Genomic DNA, 22773 nt, shown 5'->3' with positions numbered 1-22773 from the left:
ACAAGATGAAAGTACTTATTGTTGGAAGCGGAGGAAGAGAACACGCCATTGCGTGGAGCGCGGCGAAAAGCCCTAAGGTAGATAAGATTTACTGCGCACCGGGTAATGCGGGCATCGCGGAATATGCGGAATGTGTAGAAATAGGTGCTATGGAGTTTGATAGATTAACTGCATTTGCAAAGGAAAATGCGGTGGATCTTACCATAGTGGGTATGGATGATCCGCTGGTAGGGGGGATCGTTGACGCTTTCGAGGCAGAAGGGCTCAGGGTATTTGGCCCTAGAAAAAATGCTGCTGTTCTGGAAGGATCGAAAGCATTCTCTAAGGATCTTATGAAAAAATATAACATTCCCACAGCTGCCTATGAAAACTTTACAGATGCCCAGGCAGCAATGGACTATCTGGAGACAGCAGAATTTCCCATTGTACTGAAGGCCGACGGACTGGCGCTGGGAAAGGGTGTTCTGATCTGTAACACCCTGGAAGAAGCGCAGGAAGGGGTTAAAACCATTATGCTGGACAAGCAGTTCGGTACAGCGGGAAATACCATGGTAATCGAAGAGTTTATGACCGGAAGGGAAGTCTCTGTTCTCTCCTTCGTGGACGGTAAAACGATTAAGACTATGACTTCTGCCCAGGATCACAAACGTGCCAAGGATAATGATGAGGGACTGAATACCGGGGGCATGGGAACATTTTCCCCAAGTCCTTTCTATACCGAAGAGGTTGATGCTTTCTGCAGAGAGAATATTTATCAGGCCACAGTGGATGCTATGGCGGCGGAAGGAAGACCTTTTAAGGGAATCATCTTCTTTGGTCTTATGCTTACAGAAAAGGGCCCCAGGGTTCTGGAATACAATGCCCGGTTTGGAGATCCTGAGGCCCAGGTCGTGCTTCCGAGAATGAAAAATGACATTATTGAGGTGGTAGAAGCATGTGTGGACGGTACATTAGATCAGATCGATCTGCAGTTTGAGGACAATGCGGCAGTGTGTGTGGTGCTGGCATCGGCCGGATATCCTGTGGCATACGAAAAAGGATTCCCCATCCACGGTCTGGAAGCATTTAAAGACAGGGATGGATACTACGTTTTCCATGCAGGGACCAAGTTTAAAGACGGTGAGATCGTAACCAATGGAGGACGCGTTCTGGGAGTGACGGCTAAGGGTAAGGATCTGAAGGAAGCCAGGAAAAACGCGTATAAAGCCATTGACTGGATTGAGTTCGAGAATAAGTATCATAGAAATGACATTGGAAAAGCCATAGATGAGGTTTAATGGATGAAATAGATATGTGTCTATTTACATTTACTTCTCAAATATAGTGATCCAAACCCCAAAAGTGGGGTTGCATTACATCTTAATTATAGAAAAATGTTATTTACGTTTACAATTTGAATGAGAAGAAATCTAACATCAGTGACTCGATTGCAGGACAGGCTGATGAGGAGATTTCTTCTTTTTTTGTGAATAGGACTACGTTACTTGCAGTTTCCAGATCGATGTTGTAGATCCAGTTATCATATCGGGAAAGAAGACAACCTCATGCAGGTTGTCTCAAGCAAAGCCGTGGAAATCAGGCACAAGAACAAATATCTTGCACAAACTGAAAAATCTTCCGGGAGGTAGTCGCCTTTTCTGTCCCCTTTTTGATGGGGAATTATTTTTAGGAAATAACATTGGCATTCAAATTGCTAGTTTTTCTCAAACATTGCGTAAATAAAATGTGTAAAATGCAATATCGGTTTACTTACCCTATGAAAATACGGTATAATAAAAACGAAGTTTTAAGCTAAAAAGGGAAAAATTACAACTATGTATAGCATACTAAGAAGGTAAGAATATGACAATCAGTTATAATAAGTTATGGAAATTACTGAACGACAAAAATATGAAAAAATTATTTACATAACTTGTCAGGTATATCTACTAATACTTTATAAAAAGTGAGAAAAAAACAAAGCGTTAATGCTATAGTCATTGAGAAGATACGTCTGGCGCTGAACTGCCAGAAAAGAGGAAAAATGATAAAGTATACATGCAAAAAATGTAATGTAAATACGGAAGTGTCTTTATGTCCGGTTTGCGGCGAAAGGGCAGAATTGGAAAGTTCAACTATTTATTGGTGTGATGGCTGCAGTATCCCGTTATATGATAAAGTATGTCCGATCTGCGGAAAGAAGGCATATAGAATTGGTTCTGATTTGAGGCCTGTATGCCTCGAGGAACGGCTTCTACTAGAAATTGGGCGCTGGGATCTCAGCAAATCCTGCATTTATATGGATATACAACATTGGAATTTCCAGAATCTGCGGAGTACGTTAAACGTTTCAAAAAGGAACATCCAAAACGCTGGTTGTTACGTCTAAAAATAAAGATAAAAACTTTGATGAACTCTGCGAATAGCTTGGACCGCCATCGAGAGTCATGCGGTGGTGTTGTACTATTTTTAAAACTGGAGCAATCCAGAGAAAGATTCAAACGCTGTTCAAAAATAAAAAGAGAATCCTTACTTTCTATGGTATCCGTAGAAGGGAATCCAATTCACGAAACAAATATGATCGTGAATCAGATAGTCCGAAAATCGCAGTTCAGAGAACCGCTTCTCCCATCATTGACTGGATGGACTTTGATGTGTGGCTGTATTTGCTGACAACCGGAATCGATTTTAACAGTGCATACCGATTGGGATATACGAGAGTCGGCTGCTATTGCGAAAGGAGAGAAAGAATTACGGAATAAGGCAGAAATTAAGAGCCGTCAAGAATTAATTGACGATGGAAATTGGTTTTTAAAAGAATATGCACATTTCAAATCAAATAATTATTTAGAAGCTAAGCGCCTTTTGAAAGATGGAGGTGAATTGGAACCTCGATTTACCAAATATGGAAGTGATCTTGGAAAACAGGCTGTACAGATAGGACAGAAAGTCCACGAGGCTATTGTAAAACTGAATGTTCATAAAATGAAAATGGATGACGATATGGCATCAACTTATGATATTGTTGCAGATGCAGATTCTGTAGACAGTCTCGATTTAGCTATGGAATGCCTTGCAACGGTTTTAAATTATACAATCGCAGATAAGGACAGAAACGAGTTTCTGGAGCTTGAGAAAATCATCACGGTTTTGCAGGCGGATATTAAAGAAATTGAATCCTATATTATGGCCTAAAATATGCGAATATGAAGCTACGTTACTTCACTATCTTATGGTGAGACGAGGAGAGACTAACAGACATTTTGGTAATTATTTTTCAGATGAAACTGAAAAATCAACAAACATTTTAAGTGCAGATAAAAGGAAAAAAGAATGTATCAGATGGAACATGTTTGGTCTGAAACAAAAAGAGATTCTGAAAAATATCTAAAACATTCAATCACCTGAAGCGGTTGTCGAATAATGTCAAGTTACGTTAGTTAGGACAAATAATACCATATAGTGAAAGCTTTAAAAGACGCTACGAAAATGGTCGTCTTTTGCGTTGCAAACATTTATTTGGTATGGCAAATGGTTTAGTAGATATGATATATAAGGAAGAGGTGGTTTTGTGGCCGATAAGATATTCCAGATTAGAAACAGTACTGTTGATTTTTTAGTATTTACAAAGCAGAATTCAGAAGATTCTATCGAGGTTCGTGTTCAGGACGAGGATGTCTGGCTTACTCAGGATGCAATTGCAAAGCTTTTTGATAAAGGAAGGAGCACGATTACGGAACACCTGAAACATATTTTTGATGAAGGTGAACTGGAGGAAAATTCAGTATGTCGGAGTTTCCGACATACTGGCTCGGATGGAAAACAATATAATACAAAGTTTTATGGCTTAGATGCAATAATTTCCGTAGGCTATCGTGTTAATTCTCTGCGTGCAACACAATTTCGCCAATGGGCAACGAAAGTATTAAAAACGTACACGGTACAAGGATATGTGCTTGATAAGAAAAGATTAGAAAATGGACAAATATTTGACGAGGAATATTTTGAACATTTACTGGATGAGATCAGGGAAATCCGCGCCAGTGAGCGAAAATTCTATCAAAAGATAACTGATATCTACGCTACTGCAGTCGATTATTCAAAAGACGCAGTAACCACAAAGGAATTCTTTAAGACTGTGCAGAACAAACTGCACTATGCGATTCATGGCCATACTGCTGCGGAGGTTATAGTAGATAGAGCAGATCACAGAAAGGAATATATGGGGCTAACTACATGGAAAAATGCACCGGATGGAAAAATTGTTAAATCTGATGTAAGCATAGCGAAGAATTATTTGTCTCAGAGTGAGCTGCAGGATTTGAATCAGTTTGTATCAATGTATCTGGATTATGCGGAAAGGCAGGCCAAAAAGCGCATTCCCATGACGATGGAGGACTGGGCATCTAAGCTGGAAGTTTTCCTTAAAATGAATGATGAGGATATCTTGATGGATAAAGGAAAGGTGACGCATGAAATTGCAAAAGCCTTTGCGGAAAGTGAATTTGAGAAATACAGGGTGATACAAGATCAATTATATGAGTCGGATTTTGATAAGTTGGTAATGAAAGTTGACTTGCAGTAAGTGAAAGCTGCTGATAAATAAAATATTTTAAATAGAAAGTGGTAAATTAGAGGCGGCCATTTCATCATCTTTGGGTTTATCTTGTTATCTTTGCGGGAAAGTATTAAAATAAATAAAATAGATACTTTAAATAAATGAACAGGGTGTCAAATATGAAAAAAGCGATTACAAAAAGGCTGGCGACGATTATACTGGCATTTATGATTCTCACCCTATGTCTGAACTACGTGCTTCAAATCCATAATGCCCGCAATGACATGTATCTGGATGCAAAGGATAAGTTTTGGCAGATCAACCAGATTTTGAAACAGAATGAGAAAGAGACGGAACAGGTGAAGGAAGATCTGAAGGCAAACTGCCTGATCCGCGCCAAAGCGGCAGCATATATTCTCCAGTACAGACCGGAGATTACAGAGGACCAGGAGGAGATGGAGAAGATTGCCAGGCTTCTTCAGGTGGATGAATTCCATCTTTTTAACAAAGAAGGAACACTGTATGCCGGATCAGAGCCAAAGTATTTTGGCCTTAATTTTACGTCCGGAGAGCAAATGCAGTTTTTTCTGCCTATGCTAAAAGACAGGGAATTGGAGTTATGCCAGGATATCACACCCAACACCGCCGAACAAAAATTAATGCAGTATGCTGCAGTTTGGAGAGAGGACGGTGAGGGAATTGTTCAGATTGGGCTTGAACCTGACCGGGTCCTGGAATCCATGAAAAAGAATGAGCTATCCTACATATTTTCTCTTGTGACGGCTGACTCCGGGACAACCATCTATGCCATAGATCCGGGCACCTACCAGATCTTAGGCTGTACTGACGCAGAGCAGGCAGGAAAAAACATAACAGACATTGGCGTAGATCTGGGAACGAAAATGAATCAGGGATTTTCTGCAAAGGTTAACGGAGAGGACAGCTATTGTGTATTTGCAGATGGGGATTCGGTGATCCTGGGGATTACGGAATCCAACCGTGGCTTATACAAAGACGTGAACAGCAATTGTCTTCTCACGGCTGTATATCTGGTTCTGATTTCCATTATCATGATAGTGTCTATATCTAAATATATGGATTACTATGTAGTCAGAGGAATCTCCTCAGTGAATCAGAGACTGGAGAAGATTACTAAGGGGAATCTTGACACTAAGGTAGAAGTGGAAACCACCCCCGAATTCAAGGAACTGAGCGGAAGAATCAACTTGATGGTAGACAGTCTTCTGGATACCACAAATAAATTGACCAAGATACTGGAAGCGGCCAGGGTTCCCATTGGTGTATATGAATACAATAAAGACATGAAACGGGTAATGGCTACCGGAAGAGTGGCGGATATTTTAATGCTGACAGAGGAGGAGGCCAGGGAGCTTCTTCTGGACCATGTACTGTTTGAAAAGAAGCTGGAAGATATACGTCTGCATCCGGTTACGGATGGGAAGGATGTGTACCGGCTGCCAGGAGAGGGAGAACATTTTATCAGAATGAACACATTCTCTAATGCAAACAGTATACTAGGCATTATTATTGATGTAACGGAAGACATGGTTGAGAAGCAGCATATTGAAAAAGAGAGAGATATTGATCTTCTTACCGGTCTTTACAGCAGGCGTGCTTTTTACAGAAAAATGGAAGAACTGTTCAAGACCCCTGAGGAACTGGGGCATGCAGTTATTCTCATGGCGGATGCAGACAACCTGAAAAAAGTAAATGACGACTTTGGACATGAAAACGGTGACCGTTATCTTCAGGGGATTGCCGGGATTCTTCGGTCCTGTAAAGCAGATAAACAGGTACTGGCACGGATTAGCGGAGATGAGTTTGTAGTATTCCTGTACCAGTGTCCGGACAGGGAAGCGCTGTCTGCACATATCAGGAAATTACTTCTGACAATGGGGGGATCTACGGTTGAACTTAGCAACACCGAGGAGATTCCTGTCAGGTTCTCTGTGGGCTGTGCGTATTATCCGGAGGACGGCAGAGACTACCATGAACTTTTAAGTCTCGCGGATCACAATATGTATCAGTCCAAAAGGAACAAAAAAGAGTTAGAGTTCCTGGATTAGGAAAGAGGGTTAGGTTATGGAACACAGGGAGCGTATGGATGTAGCTGAGCTTACCCGGGAGCTGGTGAAAATAGACAGCACCAATCCCGGAGAACAGGAAGGAAATATAGGAGAATATATCACATGGTTTCTCAGAAATACGGGGGCAGAAGCAACCGCAACAGAGGTTTTGCCGGGCAGGTATAATCTCAGGATGCGTCTGCCGGGACAAGAGGAGACTCCCCAACTGGTATATATCTGTCATATGGATACCGTAGTCATCGGCGAAGGGTGGACGGCAGATCCCTTAGGTGGAGAACTGCAAAATGATCGGATCTATGGGAGAGGAGCCTGCGATATGAAGGGCGGTATGGCCTGTGCAATCTCTGCATTCAAGTATATAGCCGACAAACAGACAGCGCTCAGGCACCCCTTTTCCCTTATTTTTACCGTGGATGAAGAGGAGAATATGAAAGGGGCGGAAGCCGTTGTGGAAGCCGGGTGGGTAGACCGTGAGAGCTGGGTACTGGACATGGAGCCTACTAATGGAGAGATACAGGCGGCTCACAAGGGAAGATTGTGGATGGAGATTTTGGCGGAGGGAATCACAGCCCATGCCAGTACGCCCTGGAAGGGGGCGGATGCTGTGGCGGCTATGGCAGAATTTACAGCATCTCTCAGGAAGCAGATAAATGTCTGCCCGGTACACGGGTATCTGGGCCCCAGTACGGTAACATTCGGTCAGATTCAGGGTGGGTACCGTCCTTATGTGGTGCCGGATAGATGCCGCATGTGGGTGGATATGCGGCTGTCGCCGCCCATTGATCGGAAAGCGGCGGTTTCTATGGTGGAAGAGTCTGTGAAAAAGGCCGAAAAAGAGGTACCTGGTGCAAGGGTATCGTATAAGGTTACCGGGGACCGTCCGTATATTGAGATGGAGGAACAATCGGCACTTCTCAAGACTTTGCGGGAAGTGTGCAGCGAAAAGACAGGGGCGCCTGCCAAGGTGACTGCCTTCCCCGGATATACAGATACTGCGGTGATTGCAGGGATGACAGGAGGCTGCAATTGTATGTCTTACGGTCCGGGCAGTCTGGAGATGGCACACAAGCCGGACGAATATGTTCCTTGCGCTGATCTGTACAGATGTGAGGGGGTATTGAAAGCACTGGCTGAGAAAATATTGTTATAGTTGATAGGATACGGTTTGCAGAACTGTGGGGCACAGAGATCATTTTAGAGAGAATGATTTCTGTGCCTTTTGTAGTGAAATTGCAAAAGCGAGTTATTTTTATTTGACACTCGGTCCAAAAAGGATTAAGATGGAGAAAAGAAAATTTGGGAGGTTTTAGGATGAAAAGGAAGGTATTAGCAATGATTCTTACGGTAGCTATGGGGGCTGGTGTGCTGGCAGGCTGCGGGGACAAAAAGCAGGAGGAGACCCAGACAAAGGAAACAGAGAAGATGGGGGCGCCTGCAGGGGAAGAAGAGAAAGCAGAAGAAGCAAAGTCTGAACCCACGGATATCTATGTTTTTATAGCAGCCAGTCTGAAAAACACAATGGAAGAGATCAAGACTGCGTATGAAAAGGAACATGAAAATGTTAATATTATCTATAATGCGGACAGTTCCGGCACTTTACAAAAGCAAATTGAAGAAGGGGCGCAGTGCGATATCTTTTTCTCTGCGGCAACCAAGCAAATGGATGCGCTGAATGAGGAAGGGCTGATTGAGGAGGGAAGCGTGAAGAACTTTCTGGAAAATAAGCTTGTTCTAATCAAGCCTGCAGGGGGAGAGACTAAAGTGACGGGATTTGATACGATCACGGAAGCATCCAGTCTGGCACTGGCCGGAGAGGATGTACCGGTAGGTCAGTATGCCCGTGAGTTGTTTACCAATCTGGGAAATCTGGATCAGGTAATGGCCATGGAGATCAATGAGGGAGCGAACGTGACGGCAGTTCTAACAGCAGTAGCTGAGGGCAGCAATGAAGTAGGTGTGGTATACAAAACAGATGCCGCATCCATGCCTGACAATGTGGAAGTTATCTGCGAGGCAGGGGCGGATCAGGTGGAGCCGGCGGTATACCCCATAGGTCTGGTAAAGGATGAGCAGGCGGACGATGGGGAGAAGACCGCTGCAAAAGAGTTCCTGGACTATCTGACCACGGACGGAACTGTTATGTCCAGTTTTCAAAGTGCTGGATTTACACCATATTCTGAATAATATACGTAACCATAGGGGAAGTACGCAGAGAATAAAGGGGGTGAGTCTATGCTTTCAATACTGGAGACAATAGATTGGAGCCCTCTTTTTATATCTCTGAAAACGGGGGTAGTGGCGACAATCTTAGCTTTTTTCCTGGGTATTGGAGCTGCCAGGGGAATTATGAAATTGAATAATACAGCGAAGGCCGTACTGGACGGCATTCTGACACTGCCCCTGGTTCTTCCGCCTACCGTTGCAGGCTTTTTTCTGCTGTTAATCTTTAGTCTGAGAAGGCCTTTTGGCAAATTTCTACTGACGGAGTTTGATATCAAGATGGTGCAGACCTGGCCTGGCTGCGTAATTGCGGCCTTTGTGATTGCATTTCCATTGATGTACCGCAATGCCAGAGCAGCCTTTGAACAGGTAGACGTGAACATTATATATGCAGGGAGAACCCTGGGGATGACGGAGCGGAGGATTTTCTGGAAAGTAATCGTACCTGTAGCCGGTCCGGGACTTGCTTCCGGAACTGTGCTCGCATTTGCCAGGGCCATTGGGGAGTACGGGGCGACTTCCATGCTGGCCGGCAATATCCTTGGCAAAACCCGGACAGTATCCGTGGCCATTGCCTCGGAGGTGGCTTCCGGAAACTGGGATACCGCAGCTTTCTGGGTGTGTGTGATTGTGATTATTTCATTCCTGATCGTGGCAATTATTAACGGGATTTCAGGAAAAAAGATAAAAAATGTAAACAGGTGGATCTAATATGGCGCTTGAGGTTAGAATTAAGAGGCAGTTTCCGGGCTTCTGCCTGGACGTGGAGTTCGCGTGCGACCACAGCTGCATGGGGATACTTGGTGCATCAGGCTGTGGAAAAAGTATGACATTGAAGTGCATTGCGGGAATTGTGGCACCGGATGAGGGAAGGATAGCTCTGGACGGAAAAGTATTTTTTGACTCAGAAAAGAAAATAAATCTCAGACCCCAGGAGAGGAATATCGGTTATCTGTTCCAGAATTATGCTTTATTTCCAACAATGTCTGTGGAAGAGAATCTGGCATGTGTGCTGAAAGGGAAAAAAGAGGAGAAAAAGAGGAAAGTGAGAGAACAGATTCAGACGTTCCATCTGGAGGGCCTGGAAAAACAGCTTCCCGCACAGCTGTCAGGGGGACAGCAGCAGAGAGCAGCTCTGGCCAGGATGCTGATCACCAATCCCAGAATGATTATGCTGGATGAGCCATTTTCCGCACTGGACGGCTACTTAAAGGATGTCCTCCAGCACGAGGTGCAAAAGATTTTAAAGCGGTTTCCCGGGGAGGTTCTTGTGGTTTCCCACAGCAGGGACGAATTATATAAATTTTCCAGGGAGCTGACGATTATTCATCAGGGCAGATCTCTGCTTACCGGAGATACCAAAGGGATTTTTTTGAATCCGGGGTATGTGGAGGCTGCCAGGCTTACGGGCTGCAAGAATATATCCAGGGCAGAAAGAACAGGGGAATACGAGATTTATGCCAGAGATTGGAAGATGCATCTGGTTACCGGGAAGCCGGTAACAGAAGAAATTAGATATGTAGGCATCAGAGGACATTACATAGAACCCGTACAGCAGAGAACCGAAGAGAACTGTATGGAGATAGAAGTCTGCGACTGCGTGGATGCACCCTTTGAATATCACTATATTGTGAGAAATGCAGAGGGGGGAGAGTGTATTTGGTGGCTGGTGGCCAAAAAGGACGGAATACGGCCTTCGCCGTATATTTCCCTTCCCAAAGAGGAGCTGATGCTGTTAAAATAGATAGAATAAAGTAAAGTTAAGAGAGACAGGGAGGATACCATGAAGAGAATACGAACGGAAGATGCCGTAGGTCATGTGCTTTGCCATGACATTACGCAGATTATAAAAGGAGTTACTAAGGATGCTGTGTTTCGGAAAGGGCACGTGGTTACCAGGGAGGATATCCCGGTCCTGCTTTCTGTGGGGAAAGAAAATCTCTTTGTCTGGGAAAAAACAGAGGGCATGCTTCATGAAGATGAGGCGGCGGAGATTCTAAGAGAAATCTGCCAGGGCTCCTGTATGAAAGCAACGGCTCCTAAAGAGGGGAAGATTGAACTCATCGCAGAGACAGAAGGGCTTTTGAAGATAGACAGCAGGAAATTAAACATGCTCAATGGCCTGGGGGAAATTGCAATTGCTGCCAGGCATGGCAATACCGTGGTGCATAAAGGAGATAAGCTGGCGGGGATGCGTGTGATCCCCCTGGTGATCCAGAAGGAAAAGATGGATGCGGCAAAGGCAGCAGGGGGAGAGGAACCTGTGTTCCGGATTCTTCCCTTTAAGAAGAAAAAGGCTGCCATATTGGCTACCGGCAGCGAAATCTTTCACGGGCGGATTCAGGATACATTTACCCCTGTAGTCTGTCAGAAGCTGGAGGAGTATCAGGCAGAGATTGTGGAACAAAAGATTTTAGATGATAATCCGGAGGAGACTACGAAAGAAATCCTGAGACAGATAGACAGAGGCGCTGACTTTATTCTCTGCACAGGGGGTATGAGCGTGGATCCGGACGATCAGACGCCGCTGGCGATTAAGAATACAGGAGCCAGTATAGTGACCTATGGAGCGCCGGTGCTCCCGGGTGCTATGTTTCTTCTTGCCTATTATGCGGACAGAATTCCAATAGTAGGTCTTCCCGGCTGTGTCATGTATGCAAAAAGAACGATTTTTGATCTGGCGCTGCCCAGAATTATGGCTGATGACAGGATGACTGCCGAAGAGTTTGCTTCTATGGGGGAAGGAGGACTTTGTCTGTCCTGTGAAGTCTGTACCTTTCCTAATTGTGGATTCGGAAAGTAGAGGATGGTTGGCATGAAAAAATTAACTCATTTTGACGCTTCCGGAAATGCTGTTATGGTAGATGTGGGAGAAAAGGAAATAACATGTAGAACCGCTACTGCAGAGGGAACTATCTGCGCAAGTCCGGAAGTAATACAGGCAATTTTGCAGGGGACTTCCAAAAAAGGGGATGTGCTGGGGGTTGCCAGAGTCGCAGGGATTATGGCTGTAAAGCAGACGGCCGGGCTGATTCCCATGTGCCATACGCTTCTCATTCAGAAGGCACAGGTAGACTTTAAAACGGAGGAAGAGAATTCCTGTGTAAAAGCAGTCTGTACCGTGAAGGCAGAGGGGAAGACCGGGGTGGAGATGGAGGCACTGACCGGGGCTACCATTGCTCTTCTGACGATTTATGATATGTGCAAAGCCATAGATAAACGTATGAAACTGACGGATATTCACCTGGTAGAGAAAAAAGGTGGCAAATCTGGAGACTTTCAATACTGATGGGAATGCCTCAGCTGAGAATGGAGTAATAGTATGATTGACAGTTATGGAAGAAATATAGATTATATTCGTATCTCTGTGACAGACCGGTGCAATCTCAGATGCATCTACTGTATGCCTGAGGACGGGGTTGCACTGGCAGATCACAGAGATGTCCTGAGTTATGAAGAGATTGAGAAAATCTGCCGCATTCTGGTCAGGCTGGGGGTTAAAAAGGTTAAGCTTACCGGGGGTGAACCGTTGGTAAGAAAAGACCTGAAGGAACTGGTAAAACAGCTGAAGCGGATCGAAGGATTGGAAGAGATAACTCTTACTAGTAACGGCGTACTTTTAAAAGAATTCATAGGCCCTTTGGTGCAGGCCGGGATATCCGGAGTGAATGTCAGTTTGGATACCCTATCTTCCGGTGTGTTCCGGGAGATAACCAGAAGAGATGTATTGGAACAGGTAATGGAGGGAATTGAGGAAGCTCTGAAATATCCGGATATATCTCTGAAAGTAAATTGTGTCCCACTGGGGATCCCGGGCCAGGAAATCCAGAAATTGGCTGACTTGGCCAGAGAGAACAGGATCCATGTGAGATTTATTGAGATGATGCCTATCGGCTATGGAAAACAGTATAGATGTCTGACACAGGATGAGATTATGAAGCAACTGACTGAGGCATACGGAATCATGTACCCGGTGTGCGAAACCCTGGGAAATGGGCCTGCCTGCTATTATAAGCCTGAGAAATTTAGAGGCAGCATAGGATTTATCAGCGCAGTCAGCCACAAATTCTGCAGTGAGTGCAACCGGGTACGCCTTACCTCTCAGGGATTTCTAAAAACCTGCCTTCAATATGATACGGGAAGGGATCTCAGAAGACTATTGAGGGCAGGGGCAACGGATGAAGAGCTTCAGGAGGAGATGTCGAAGGCCATCCTGGAGAAGCCCAGGGAACACCATTTTGCAGATCCTGAGATACAGGAGGAGGATGGCCGTATGATGTGGCAGATAGGAGGATAGAGTATGAAACGAGTTGCGATTGTAGTAGCCAGTGACTCCGGGTATGAGGGGACACGGGAAGATAAAAGCGGAAGAGTGATAAAGGAAATTGCCGAACGGAACGGATATCAGATTGTTCACACGGTGCTTCTTCCGGACGAGCAGGAGCGCCTCAGCCGGGAGCTGGCCTATCTATCAGATGAGGGAATTGCGGATTTGATACTGACGACAGGGGGGACGGGATTCTCGCCCAGAGACTGTATGCCGGAAGCCACAAAGGCGGTGATAGAGCGTGAAGTGCCGGGGATACCGGAAGCAATGAGATTTTACAGCCTGCAGTTTACCAAGCGGGCAATGCTGAGCAGGCAGTCGGCAGGGATACGCAGGAACACGCTGATTATAAATCTTCCCGGCAGTCCTAAGGCAGTGAGAGAATGTCTGGAATATATTATATCGGAGCTGGAACACGGGTTGGAGATTCTTGCAGGAGAAGTCTCCAATTGTGCCCGAACATGAGGAGGGGTATGATGGGTAGAGTAATGGCAACGAATATCAGTGAGAAAAAAGGGACGCAGAAACATAATGTACATACCGTAAACGTGCTGGAGGACTATGGGATTGAGAACGATGCTCATGCAGGGAAGTGGCATCGGCAGGTGAGCCTTTTGTCATTTGAGAAAATCGAGGAGTTTAAAGGCAAAGGGGCTCTGGTGGAAGACGGAGCATTTGGGGAGAATCTGATTGTGGAGGGATTTGACTTCAAAAATCTGCCCATAGGAACAAGATTTCAATGCAATGATGTGGTGCTGGAGCTTACGCAGATTGGCAAGGAGTGCCACAGCGGCTGTGAAATTTATAAGATTATGGGGGACTGCATTATGCCCAGAGAAGGGGTATTTACCAGGGTGATTCACGGCGGCAGGATTTCTCAGGGGGATGAGATGCGTATTGTCAAGGAGGATGGAGATATTTGGGACAAATAGAGATTATGCAGGGAGATATCACTGAGCTGAAGGTGGATGCTATTGTCAATGCTGCGAATACGAGCCTGCTGGGCGGCGGCGGGGTGGATGGAGCTATACACAGAAAAGCAGGCCCCGGCCTTCTGGAAGAGTGCAGGAAGCTTAACGGGTGTGCAGCGGGAGAGGCAAAGATCACCGGAGGATATAAGCTACTGGCTGCACATGTAATCCATACACCGGGCCCTATATATCGGGACGGGAAAAGCAATGAGTCTGTGATCTTAAAAAATTGCTATATTAATTCCATGCAAAGAGCGATGGAGGCCGGCTGTCAGAGCATAGCGTTTCCCGCCATTTCTACGGGAATCTATGGGTATCCCATAAGGGAGGCAGCAGAGATTGCTTTTTCTGCGGTAACTGAATTTCTTAAGGCGCATCCGGGCTGCGGCATAAAACAGGTGATTTTTGTCTGTTTTAGCTCCCGGGATTTGCATATTTATGAAGAAATAAAAAGACTGACAAAATAGTAAAATTCAATGAATTATAGGATAAAAACGAATAGAAAAATTATTTGACAAAATAGTTTTGGTATTATACTATAAAGATATAGAAACTTGCGGATGGCGGAACTTAGTGGTTCCGCCTTTTTTAGGGAGGAGAGGAACTTATCCCGTTGCGGAAAAGGGAAGTTTCTTTCACGTTCAAAGGAGGAATGTTATGGGTAGTTATGAATCTACACTGGTGCAGAGAGAGGAGCGCATCAAAAAGGTACTGAATCTGGAGGAACCTGACCGCGTGCCCTTTGCGCCAAAGATTGGGAATTACTATGCGAGAGGATACGACATCTCTATCTATGATGCTATGAAAGATATCCGGAACATCTGGCCAGGAGTGAAAGGATTTCTGGAAGATTTCTCACCGGATCTTGCATGGGCGCCGGTTCTGTACCCCGCGGATCCCCCGGAATTGATGCAGAGTACATACTTAAAATGTCCCGGTCCTAACAGCGGACTCCCTCTGAACGCGTCTTTTCAGATACACGATAAATGCTATTTAATGGACGAGGAGTACAAAGAATTTTTACACGATCCCACTCATTTTTTCCTGACTAAGGTATACCCCAGAAAGTTTGATGGACTAAAGGGACTGTCCAAACTGAGATTCAACAATCCTGTGGAATATTCTCTTTATATTGAATTATCAAATTTTGCGGACCCGGAGGTGCAGACAGCGCTGGAAACGTTAAAGCGGGGCGGGGAGGCAGCGGCCAGATGGCTGGGAGGACTTGGTTATATTACCGGGGAGATTGCAAAGCTGGGGTTCCCCCTGGGAGCAGCCGGGGCTCAGACTTGTCCGTTTGATATGTTTGGGGATAATATCAGAGGCTTCCTGAATACAATTAACGATGTGTATGATTATCCGGACGAACTGTTGGCGGCGGTGGAGTATATGACGCCAATCTGCATTCATAATGCAGTAAACACAGCAAAGGCGAATAACCTGGAATACATGTTTATCCCTCTTCACGGCGGTATTGACGAATTTATGAGCCCGGATAATTACAAAAAATTCTACTGGCCGGGATTAAAGGCTCTTATGATGGCGCTCATAGACATCGGCGTCACCCCATATGTGTTCTGCGAGGGTAAATATAACCGCAGACTGGATATTATCAGCGATGTGCCAAAAGGAAAAGTTATTTATATGTTCGAAGAGGTAGACATAGCAGAGGCAAAGAGGATAGTAGGACAAACCGCCTGCATCTGCGGAAATCTGCCCAATGCGCTGCTGGCATATGGAAAAAAAGAGCGGGTGATTGAAGAAACAAAAAAGCTACTTGATATCTGTGCACCTGGGGGCGGTTTTATCATGGATTGCTCCATCGTTTTAGATGAAGCCAACAAAGAAAATATGGAGGCATGGGTGAATACAACCAGAGAATTGGGAAAATATTAATACACTTCACCTGATACTGTAATTGGGGGCAGGGCAGATCGATTTTTCAAAATCGATCCGCCCTGTCCCTTGACATTTATACCAATATGTTTTATGATATTTGCGTGCGCAAACACATTAGCGGCAGAAATTCCAAAGGAGCTATGTATGAGAGAATTCGTAAAATGGTCTGCTATTTTAAATTTAGGCCTGAGCGGTTACCTGGATAAAAAGCTGGCGAAATTTGAGATTAACAGCAGCCAGTTCTTTTATATCTTAAAAGTATGTGAATCCCCGGGGATGACACAGGATTGTGTGTTTCAGAATGTTTACCGGAATCCCAGCAACATTACAAGGGCACTGGCCCAGCTGGAGGGGAAAGGATATATCGAAAGAAAACCCAGCAGGGAGGATAAGAGAACTTATCATCTTTTTCCCACAGAAAAGGCTATGGCCAGTTATGACGAGATTCTGTCCATTCTTATGGAATGTGTGGAGGAGGTTTTGGCACCGTTAACCACCGGAGAGAAGGAAATCCTGCCGGCGCTTCTGCGGAAAACGGCAGAAAAGGCATTTCAGATGAATCAGGATGAAAAAGAACGATTGGAGGAGATGTAGATGAAACCAGTGACGCAGGAAGCAGATAATCCTTTGGGCTATCAGAAGGAATCCAAACTGCTTATAAATTTTGCCGTTCCCTGTATTATCTCTATGCTGGTGACGGCGCTGTATAATATTGTGGATCAGATTTTCATAGGGCAGGGTGTGGGAATGCTGGGAAATGCTGCTACCAACATTGCATTTCCTTTGTCTACCACATGTACAGCCATTGCCCTGCTCCTTGGCATTGGCGGGGCATCTAATTTTTCTTTGGAGCTGGGAGCTGAGGAGGAGAAGCGTGCCGCACGGTCGGCAGGGAATGCTATGGTTCTTATGGCAATTTTCGGACTTACATTATTTGTTCTGGTAACTGTATTTTTGACTCCCATGCTGAAGTTCTTTGGTGCTACCAGCGATGTGCTTCCCTATGCCCGGACTTATACCAGGATAACTTCTATTGGATTCCCTTTTCTAATTGCCAATACTGCCATCAGCAAACTGATACTGGCTGATGGCAGTCCAAAATATTCCATGATGTCTATGCTTGTAGGAGCGGTTATTAATACGATTCTGGATCCTATCTTTATCTTTGGACTGGATATGGGGATGGCGGGAGCTGCACTGGCAACCATCATTGGACAGATTATTTCCTTTTGTATCAGTCTTCGCTATGTATTTCACTTCAGGCATGTTAAGCTGACCAGAGAGAGTTTTCACCTGAGCCAATTCTGCTGCCGACACATATTTGCTTTGGGGGCCAGCGCGTGCTTTAATCAGATTGCAATGACCATTGTGCAGATAGTAATGAATAATACACTATCTTACTATGGCGCCCAGTCTGTGTACGGCGGCGAGATTCCTTTGGCCTGTGCAGGTATTATTACAAAGGTAAATATGGTATTTATGGCAATTATCATTGGGATTTCCCAGGGAACACAGCCGATTGTAGGCTTTAATTACGGAGCCAGAAAATACGGCCGGGTGAAGAAGACGTATCTGCTGGCAGTCTGCACAGCTACAGTGCTGTCTTTTCTGGCATTTCTGTGCTTTCAGATATTTCCCAGACAGATTATCTCAATCTTTGGAGAAGGCAGCGAGATGTATTACACATTTTCAGAGCGGTACTTCAGAATCTTTATGTTCCTGGTGATTGTGAACGGGATTCAGCCGGTGACCTCTAACTTTTTTACCTCCATCGGCAAGTCCAGGCTGGGAATCTTTATGTCACTTACCAGGCAGATTATATTCCTGCTTCCCCTTATAATCATTTTCCCACTCTTCATGGGAATTGACGGGGTCATGTATGCAGGTCCGATTGCGGATGCTGCGGCTGCAATTGTCTGCGGCGTGTTTTTGGTCCGGGAATTAAAGGAACTGACGCAAAAGCAAAATCAAACTCTGACAGGAGAAGCGCTGTAGGCGCTTCTTTTTTTCTTCATGGCAGTATTTTCATTATGTATTTATCATTATTTTCTTGCAAAATATTCTATTTGTGCTACACTATATATAACAACATGACGCAAATTTCTTTCGTCATCAGGAATCAGGGATAAAGGAAAGACAGGTGAGCATATGCTGATACAAATTGATTTTAACAGTGATGAAGCCATATATATTCAATTGAGGAATCAGATTATTTTGGGGATCGCCACTTCCAGAATACAGGAAGGAGAGGCACTTCCATCTGTTCGTCAGTTAGCGGAAAACATAGGAATTAATATGCATACAGTAAATAAAGCCTATGCTGTACTGAAACAGGAAGGCTTTGTCTCAATTGACAGAAGGAGAGGCGCGGTTGTTTCTATAGAAGCTGATAAACGTCAGGCTCTGCAGGAGATGAAAGATGAATTAATGGTTGTCTTGGCAAAGGGTTGTTGTAAAAATATCTCTAGACAGGAAGTACATGAACTGATTGATCAGATTTTTCAAGAATATCAAGTATAGAGCAGGAGGCATAGATGAAAGAACGATATACTCAACAGGCGAAGAATGCCTTAAAACTTGCAGAAAAAACAGCTAAGGACTGCAATCATAACTATATAGGAACGGAACATCTTCTATTGGGACTTTTAAAGAGTCACAGCGGAACCGCCGGTATGGTTCTCACCGAAGCAGGTGCTGATGACGGAAAAGTAATGGCATTAATTGAGAAGCTGATAGCTCCTCCCTCGGATATCCTGCTGGATACTCCTCCGGGATACACACCAAGACTCGAGAAGATATTGGAGGGAGGACAGAGGGAAGCAGCCAATTACCATAGTGATCAGGTAGGAACAGAACATATCCTTCTGGCCATGTTAAAAGAATATGACTGTGTAGGCACCCGTCTTCTTCATACAATGGGAATTAATATTCAGAAATTATATTCTGATATCCTGGTGGCTATGGGGGAAGAGGGGACTCTGAAGAAGGAAGATCTGCAGGGCGGAAAGACGATCAAATCATCTGCCGGCAGTGCAACACCTACCCTGGATCAATACAGCAGGGATCTAACAGAAATGGCCCGTCAGGGGAAATTGGATCCGGTAATTGGCAGGGAGCAGGAGATCAGCCGAATCATTCAGATTCTGAGCAGAAGAACGAAAAATAACCCCTGCCTGATTGGAGAACCTGGTGTGGGGAAAACCGCTATAGCGGAGGGCCTGGCTCAGAGGATTGTCTGGGGACTGGTACCCGAATCCATGCTGGGTAAAAGAGTGGTTGTACTTGATCTCTCAGGTATGGTGGCTGGCTCTAAGTACCGGGGAGAATTTGAGGAGCGGATTAAAAAAGTAGTCAGTGAGGTTATGGAGAATAAAGGGATCTTACTGTTCATTGATGAACTTCATACAATTATCGGAGCCGGGGGGGCTGAAGGAGCTCTGGATGCGTCAAATATTCTGAAGCCTTCTCTTTCCAGAGGTGAGATTCAGCTGATCGGCGCTACTACCATAGATGAATACAGAAAATATATTGAAAAGGATGCGGCTTTGGAGCGGAGATTCCAGCCGGTAACGGTAGATGAACCAACCAGCGAAGAAGCAGTTGCCATTCTAAAGGGACTAAAGCCTTATTACGAACAGCATCACGGGGTGGAGATTGAGGATCAGGCTGTAGAAGCCGCGGTAGCTATGAGCATCCGGTATATTAATGACCGTTTCCTTCCGGATAAGGCCATTGATTTAATTGATGAGGCAGCGTCTAAAGTACAGCTTGCAGGTTATAAAGCACCGGATGGCGTGGTACAGGGGGAGAAAGCTCTTCAGGATATCCTCAAGCGAAAAGAGGCAGCCATCAAGGAGAACGATTTTGATACTGCCAGAGAACTCCAGGCAGAACAGAAGGAGACAGAGAAGAGACTGGAAGCAGCAAAGGTAAGATATGAACGCCGCTGCAGACAGAAGAAGCTGACAGTAAAAGAAGAGGATGTGGCAGATGTCGTATCCGGCTGGACCAAGATACCGGTAAAGAAGCTGGCGGAGGCGGAATCAAAACGGTTAGCTAAGCTTGAAAATATTCTGCATAAAAGAGTCATCGGCCAGGAAGAGGCAGTACTGGCGGTTGCAAAAGCTGTAAAACGGGGAAGAGTAGGATTAAAAGATCCAAACCGTCCCATAGGCTCTTTCCTGTTTTTAGGACCCACGGGTGTGGGTAAGACAGAGCTTTCCAAGGCTCTGGCTGAGGCAGTTTTTGGTACGGAACAGGCTATGATCCGGGTAGATATGTCAGAGTATATGGAGAAACACAGTGTATCCAAAATGATCGGATCTCCTCCGGGATATGTGGGATACGACGAAGGAGGACAGCTGAGTGAAAAAGTAAGGCGGAATCCTTACAGCGTAATTTTATTCGATGAGGTGGAAAAGGCGCACCCCGATGTGTTTAATATTCTTCTGCAGGTGCTGGACGATGGGCATATCACAGATGCCCAGGGGAGAAAGATAGACTTTAAACAGACCATCATCATTATGACTTCCAACGCCGGAGCGCAGTCGATCATTGAACCTAAGAAGCTGGGATTTGCTTCGGTTCAGGATGAAAAACAGGATTACCAGAGGATGAAGGATGGAGTAATGGATGAAGTAAAGCGTCTGTTTAAACCTGAATTCCTGAATCGTATTGATGAGACAATTGTGTTCCATGCCCTGAATAAGGAGCATATTAAGAAAATCGTAACCATACTTCTGGCAAATCTGATAAAACGCTGTAAGTCCCAGATGGATATTACACTCCGCGTGAGGGAAAGTGTGAAGGAATATATAGCAAAAGAGGGGTACGATCCCAAGTATGGAGCCCGTCCCCTGCGCAGGGCCATCCAGAGCAAAATTGAGGATGCCATGGCAGAGGAGATTCTGGAAGGCAGAATTAAAAACGGGGATACGGTTACAGTTTCCATGTCAAAGGAAGATATTAAATTTTTAGTAACTCCTATAAATGACTAGCATAATTTTTAAAATTATTATATAATGAATCAAACAAAGACCGGTATGAATCCGGACAACAGGATACAAATGAATGACAGTAACGGGAGGGCATAAAAAATGTCAGGAATAAAGGAATTAATTCGTACAGAGGAAAATGGTACTATCAGTTTTGGAAACTATGAGTTACCTTCGAAGTCAAAATTATCAGATTATGAGCATGATGGAGATATGTACAAGGTTAAAACCTTTCGTGAAATTACAAAACTAGAGAGAAATGAAATGTTTGTCTATGAATCAGTACCAGGTACAGCAGTGTATGATTTAAATCTGACAGAAGATGGTATGTCTTTCTCGGTTGAAGGGGCTGTAGACGCACAGATTACAGTTGAACTGGAAGAAGACGCGGAATATAAAGTTACTATTGACGGCGTTGATGCAGGAACCATGAAAACTAATTTGGGTGGAAAGTTATCCTTTAGTGTTGAATTAGAGCAAGCAGAACGTGTAGCTGTCTCCATTGTAAAATTATAGAAAGAGTAGCAAAAGGCTGCCGGCAAAGCTGGGCGGCCTTTTTCATTGAGTGAGATATGGCAAAAGGGAAAAAAATAGTATTTTATTGTCAAAACTGTGGATATGAATCCTCCAAATGGATGGGGCAATGCCCTGGATGCCGGGAATGGAATTCATTTGTGGAGGAAACAGTCAGCCCTCAAAAGAGTGGCAGTTTGTATGCCTCACGGAAGGAAAAACAGACACCGGTCAGCCTTTCGGGGATAGATATGGATAAGGAAGAGAGGATGCTTACGCACATCGGTGAGCTGGATCGGGTACTGGGAGGGGGTATAGTGCCAGGCTCTCTTGTGCTCGTGGGAGGAGATCCTGGGATTGGAAAGTCAACACTTCTTTTACAGGTATGCCGGAAGCTGTCAAAGGATCAGAGAAGTGTACTGTATATTTCCGGGGAAGAGTCTCTGAGACAAATCAAGATGAGGGCAAAACGGATCGGGGAATTTAACGAGAATTTAAAATTGCTGTGTGAGACGAATCTGGGGACCATCAAAGCTGTCATTGAAGAAATGCGTCCGGATGTGGTTATGATTGACTCTATTCAAACCATGTATGATGAGGAGATCTCTTCCGCACCGGGAAGCGTATCTCAGGTGCGGGAATCTACAAACGTCCTGATGCAGCTTGCGAAGGGACTTGGGGTTATGATTTTTATTGTAGGCCATGTGACCAAAGATGGGAATGTTGCTGGTCCCAGAGTCTTAGAACATATGGTGGATACGGTCCTCTATTTTGAGGGAGACCGCCATGCATCTTACCGGCTGCTCCGGGGCGTTAAGAACCGCTTTGGATCTACCAACGAAATAGGAGTGTTTGAGATGCAGGACAAAGGACTGGAGGAGGTCAAAAACCCTTCCCAGGTAATGCTGAGCGGCCGGCCTTTGGATGCCTCCGGCTCGGTAGTTGTATGCTCTGTGGAGGGGACAAGACCTATTCTTATCGAGATCCAGGCTTTGGTGACACAGACAAATTTCGGACTTCCCAGACGAACCTCGGTAGGAATTGATTATAACAGGGTAAATCTTTTGATGGCAGTTCTGGAAAAAAGGGCAGGACTTCAGCTGGGAAACTGTGACGCCTATGTGAATCTGGCGGGCGGCATGAAGCTGGGGGAGCCGGCAATTGATTTGGGAATTGTGCTTTCTATTGTTTCCAGTTATAAAAA

The 22773-nt window shown here is 44.9% G+C and carries 21 protein-coding genes (1 of these 21 cut by a window edge); all 21 read left to right on the top strand.

The genetic code is table 11. The annotated features are described in order from the left end of the window. Nucleotides 1-5 precede the first annotated feature (5 nt). Nucleotides 6-1277 carry a phosphoribosylamine--glycine ligase gene (gene purD, locus GKG41_RS00140; protein ID WP_154256271.1) on the top strand — a complete coding sequence of 424 codons (1272 nt, stop codon included), beginning with the start codon at nucleotides 6-8 and terminating at the stop codon, nucleotides 1275-1277. 1396 nt (nucleotides 1278-2673) lie between these two features. Further along, nucleotides 2674-3174 (top strand): hypothetical protein, encoded by a 501-nt coding sequence (locus GKG41_RS23055; protein ID WP_173015477.1) that lies wholly within the window; start codon nucleotides 2674-2676, stop codon nucleotides 3172-3174. 376 nt (nucleotides 3175-3550) lie between these two features. Beyond that, nucleotides 3551-4564: a virulence RhuM family protein gene (locus tag GKG41_RS00125; RefSeq protein ID WP_256282166.1), complete on the top strand. Its 1014-nt coding sequence runs from the start codon at nucleotides 3551-3553 to the stop codon at nucleotides 4562-4564. A gap of 152 nt (nucleotides 4565-4716) precedes the next feature. Continuing rightward, nucleotides 4717-6624, top strand: coding sequence for a diguanylate cyclase (locus tag GKG41_RS00120; RefSeq protein WP_154256267.1), 1908 nt, complete (start codon nucleotides 4717-4719; stop codon nucleotides 6622-6624). Nucleotides 6625-6640: 16 nt separating this feature from the next. Beyond that, on the top strand, nucleotides 6641-7795 hold the full coding sequence (locus tag GKG41_RS00115; protein WP_154256265.1) for a M20 family metallopeptidase: 1155 nt from the start codon (nucleotides 6641-6643) through the stop codon (nucleotides 7793-7795). Nucleotides 7796-7956: 161 nt separating this feature from the next. Continuing rightward, on the top strand, nucleotides 7957-8829 hold the full coding sequence (gene modA, locus GKG41_RS00110; protein ID WP_154256263.1) for a molybdate ABC transporter substrate-binding protein: 873 nt from the start codon (nucleotides 7957-7959) through the stop codon (nucleotides 8827-8829). A 48-nt stretch (nucleotides 8830-8877) separates the two neighbouring features. Next, a complete protein-coding gene (gene modB / locus GKG41_RS00105) occupies nucleotides 8878-9576 on the top strand; it encodes a molybdate ABC transporter permease subunit (RefSeq protein WP_154256261.1) in 699 nt (232 codons plus the stop codon). A 1-nt stretch (nucleotide 9577) separates the two neighbouring features. Further along, a complete protein-coding gene (locus GKG41_RS00100) occupies nucleotides 9578-10609 on the top strand; it encodes an ATP-binding cassette domain-containing protein (protein WP_154256259.1) in 1032 nt (343 codons plus the stop codon). A 39-nt stretch (nucleotides 10610-10648) separates the two neighbouring features. Continuing rightward, nucleotides 10649-11668: a molybdopterin-binding protein gene (locus GKG41_RS00095; protein ID WP_154256257.1), complete on the top strand. Its 1020-nt coding sequence runs from the start codon at nucleotides 10649-10651 to the stop codon at nucleotides 11666-11668. Between the two features lie 12 nt (nucleotides 11669-11680). Then, nucleotides 11681-12154 carry a cyclic pyranopterin monophosphate synthase MoaC gene (moaC, locus tag GKG41_RS00090; protein ID WP_226903698.1) on the top strand — a complete coding sequence of 158 codons (474 nt, stop codon included), beginning with the start codon at nucleotides 11681-11683 and terminating at the stop codon, nucleotides 12152-12154. Nucleotides 12155-12187: 33 nt separating this feature from the next. After that, nucleotides 12188-13162 (top strand): GTP 3',8-cyclase MoaA, encoded by a 975-nt coding sequence (moaA, locus tag GKG41_RS00085; protein ID WP_154256253.1) that lies wholly within the window; start codon nucleotides 12188-12190, stop codon nucleotides 13160-13162. 3 nt (nucleotides 13163-13165) lie between these two features. Then, nucleotides 13166-13657, top strand: coding sequence for a MogA/MoaB family molybdenum cofactor biosynthesis protein (locus GKG41_RS00080; RefSeq protein WP_154256251.1), 492 nt, complete (start codon nucleotides 13166-13168; stop codon nucleotides 13655-13657). 11 nt (nucleotides 13658-13668) lie between these two features. Next, complete coding sequence (locus GKG41_RS00075; RefSeq protein ID WP_154256523.1) at nucleotides 13669-14124, top strand: MOSC domain-containing protein; 456 nt, start codon at nucleotides 13669-13671, stop codon at nucleotides 14122-14124. Next, nucleotides 14112-14630: an O-acetyl-ADP-ribose deacetylase gene (locus tag GKG41_RS00070; protein ID WP_199884579.1), complete on the top strand. Its 519-nt coding sequence runs from the start codon at nucleotides 14112-14114 to the stop codon at nucleotides 14628-14630. The genes GKG41_RS00075 and GKG41_RS00070 overlap by 13 nt, the downstream gene beginning before the upstream one ends. Nucleotides 14631-14820: 190 nt before the next feature. Next, nucleotides 14821-16059, top strand: a complete 1239-nt coding sequence (locus GKG41_RS00065; protein ID WP_154256249.1) for a uroporphyrinogen decarboxylase family protein — start codon at nucleotides 14821-14823, stop codon at nucleotides 16057-16059. Between the two features lie 147 nt (nucleotides 16060-16206). Then, a complete protein-coding gene (locus tag GKG41_RS00060) occupies nucleotides 16207-16656 on the top strand; it encodes a MarR family transcriptional regulator (protein ID WP_173015478.1) in 450 nt (149 codons plus the stop codon). Further along, nucleotides 16657-18057, top strand: coding sequence for an MATE family efflux transporter (locus tag GKG41_RS00055; RefSeq protein WP_154256245.1), 1401 nt, complete (start codon nucleotides 16657-16659; stop codon nucleotides 18055-18057). It abuts the gene before it with no gap. Nucleotides 18058-18210: 153 nt separating this feature from the next. Further along, the gene (locus GKG41_RS00050; protein ID WP_072854258.1) at nucleotides 18211-18582 is read left to right on the top strand and encodes a GntR family transcriptional regulator; all 372 of its coding nucleotides are present in this window, start codon (nucleotides 18211-18213) and stop codon (nucleotides 18580-18582) included. Between the two features lie 14 nt (nucleotides 18583-18596). Beyond that, complete coding sequence (locus tag GKG41_RS00045) at nucleotides 18597-21059, top strand: ATP-dependent Clp protease ATP-binding subunit (RefSeq protein ID WP_154256243.1); 2463 nt, start codon at nucleotides 18597-18599, stop codon at nucleotides 21057-21059. A gap of 99 nt (nucleotides 21060-21158) precedes the next feature. Beyond that, nucleotides 21159-21572, top strand: coding sequence for an endosialidase (locus GKG41_RS00040; RefSeq protein WP_072854260.1), 414 nt, complete (start codon nucleotides 21159-21161; stop codon nucleotides 21570-21572). Between the two features lie 56 nt (nucleotides 21573-21628). Then, on the top strand, nucleotides 21629-22773 hold the 5' portion of the coding sequence (gene radA, locus GKG41_RS00035; RefSeq protein WP_154256241.1) for a DNA repair protein RadA. It continues 217 nt past the right edge of the window; the window shows 1145 of its 1362 coding nt (coding positions 1-1145); its start codon is at nucleotides 21629-21631; its stop codon lies off the right edge, out of view.

The sequence above is a fragment of the Lactonifactor sp. BIOML-A5 genome (genome assembly GCF_009677585.1).
GTDB lineage: Bacteria > Bacillota > Clostridia > Lachnospirales > Lachnospiraceae > Lactonifactor.
This window is presented reverse-complemented; position numbering and strand designations above follow the sequence as displayed.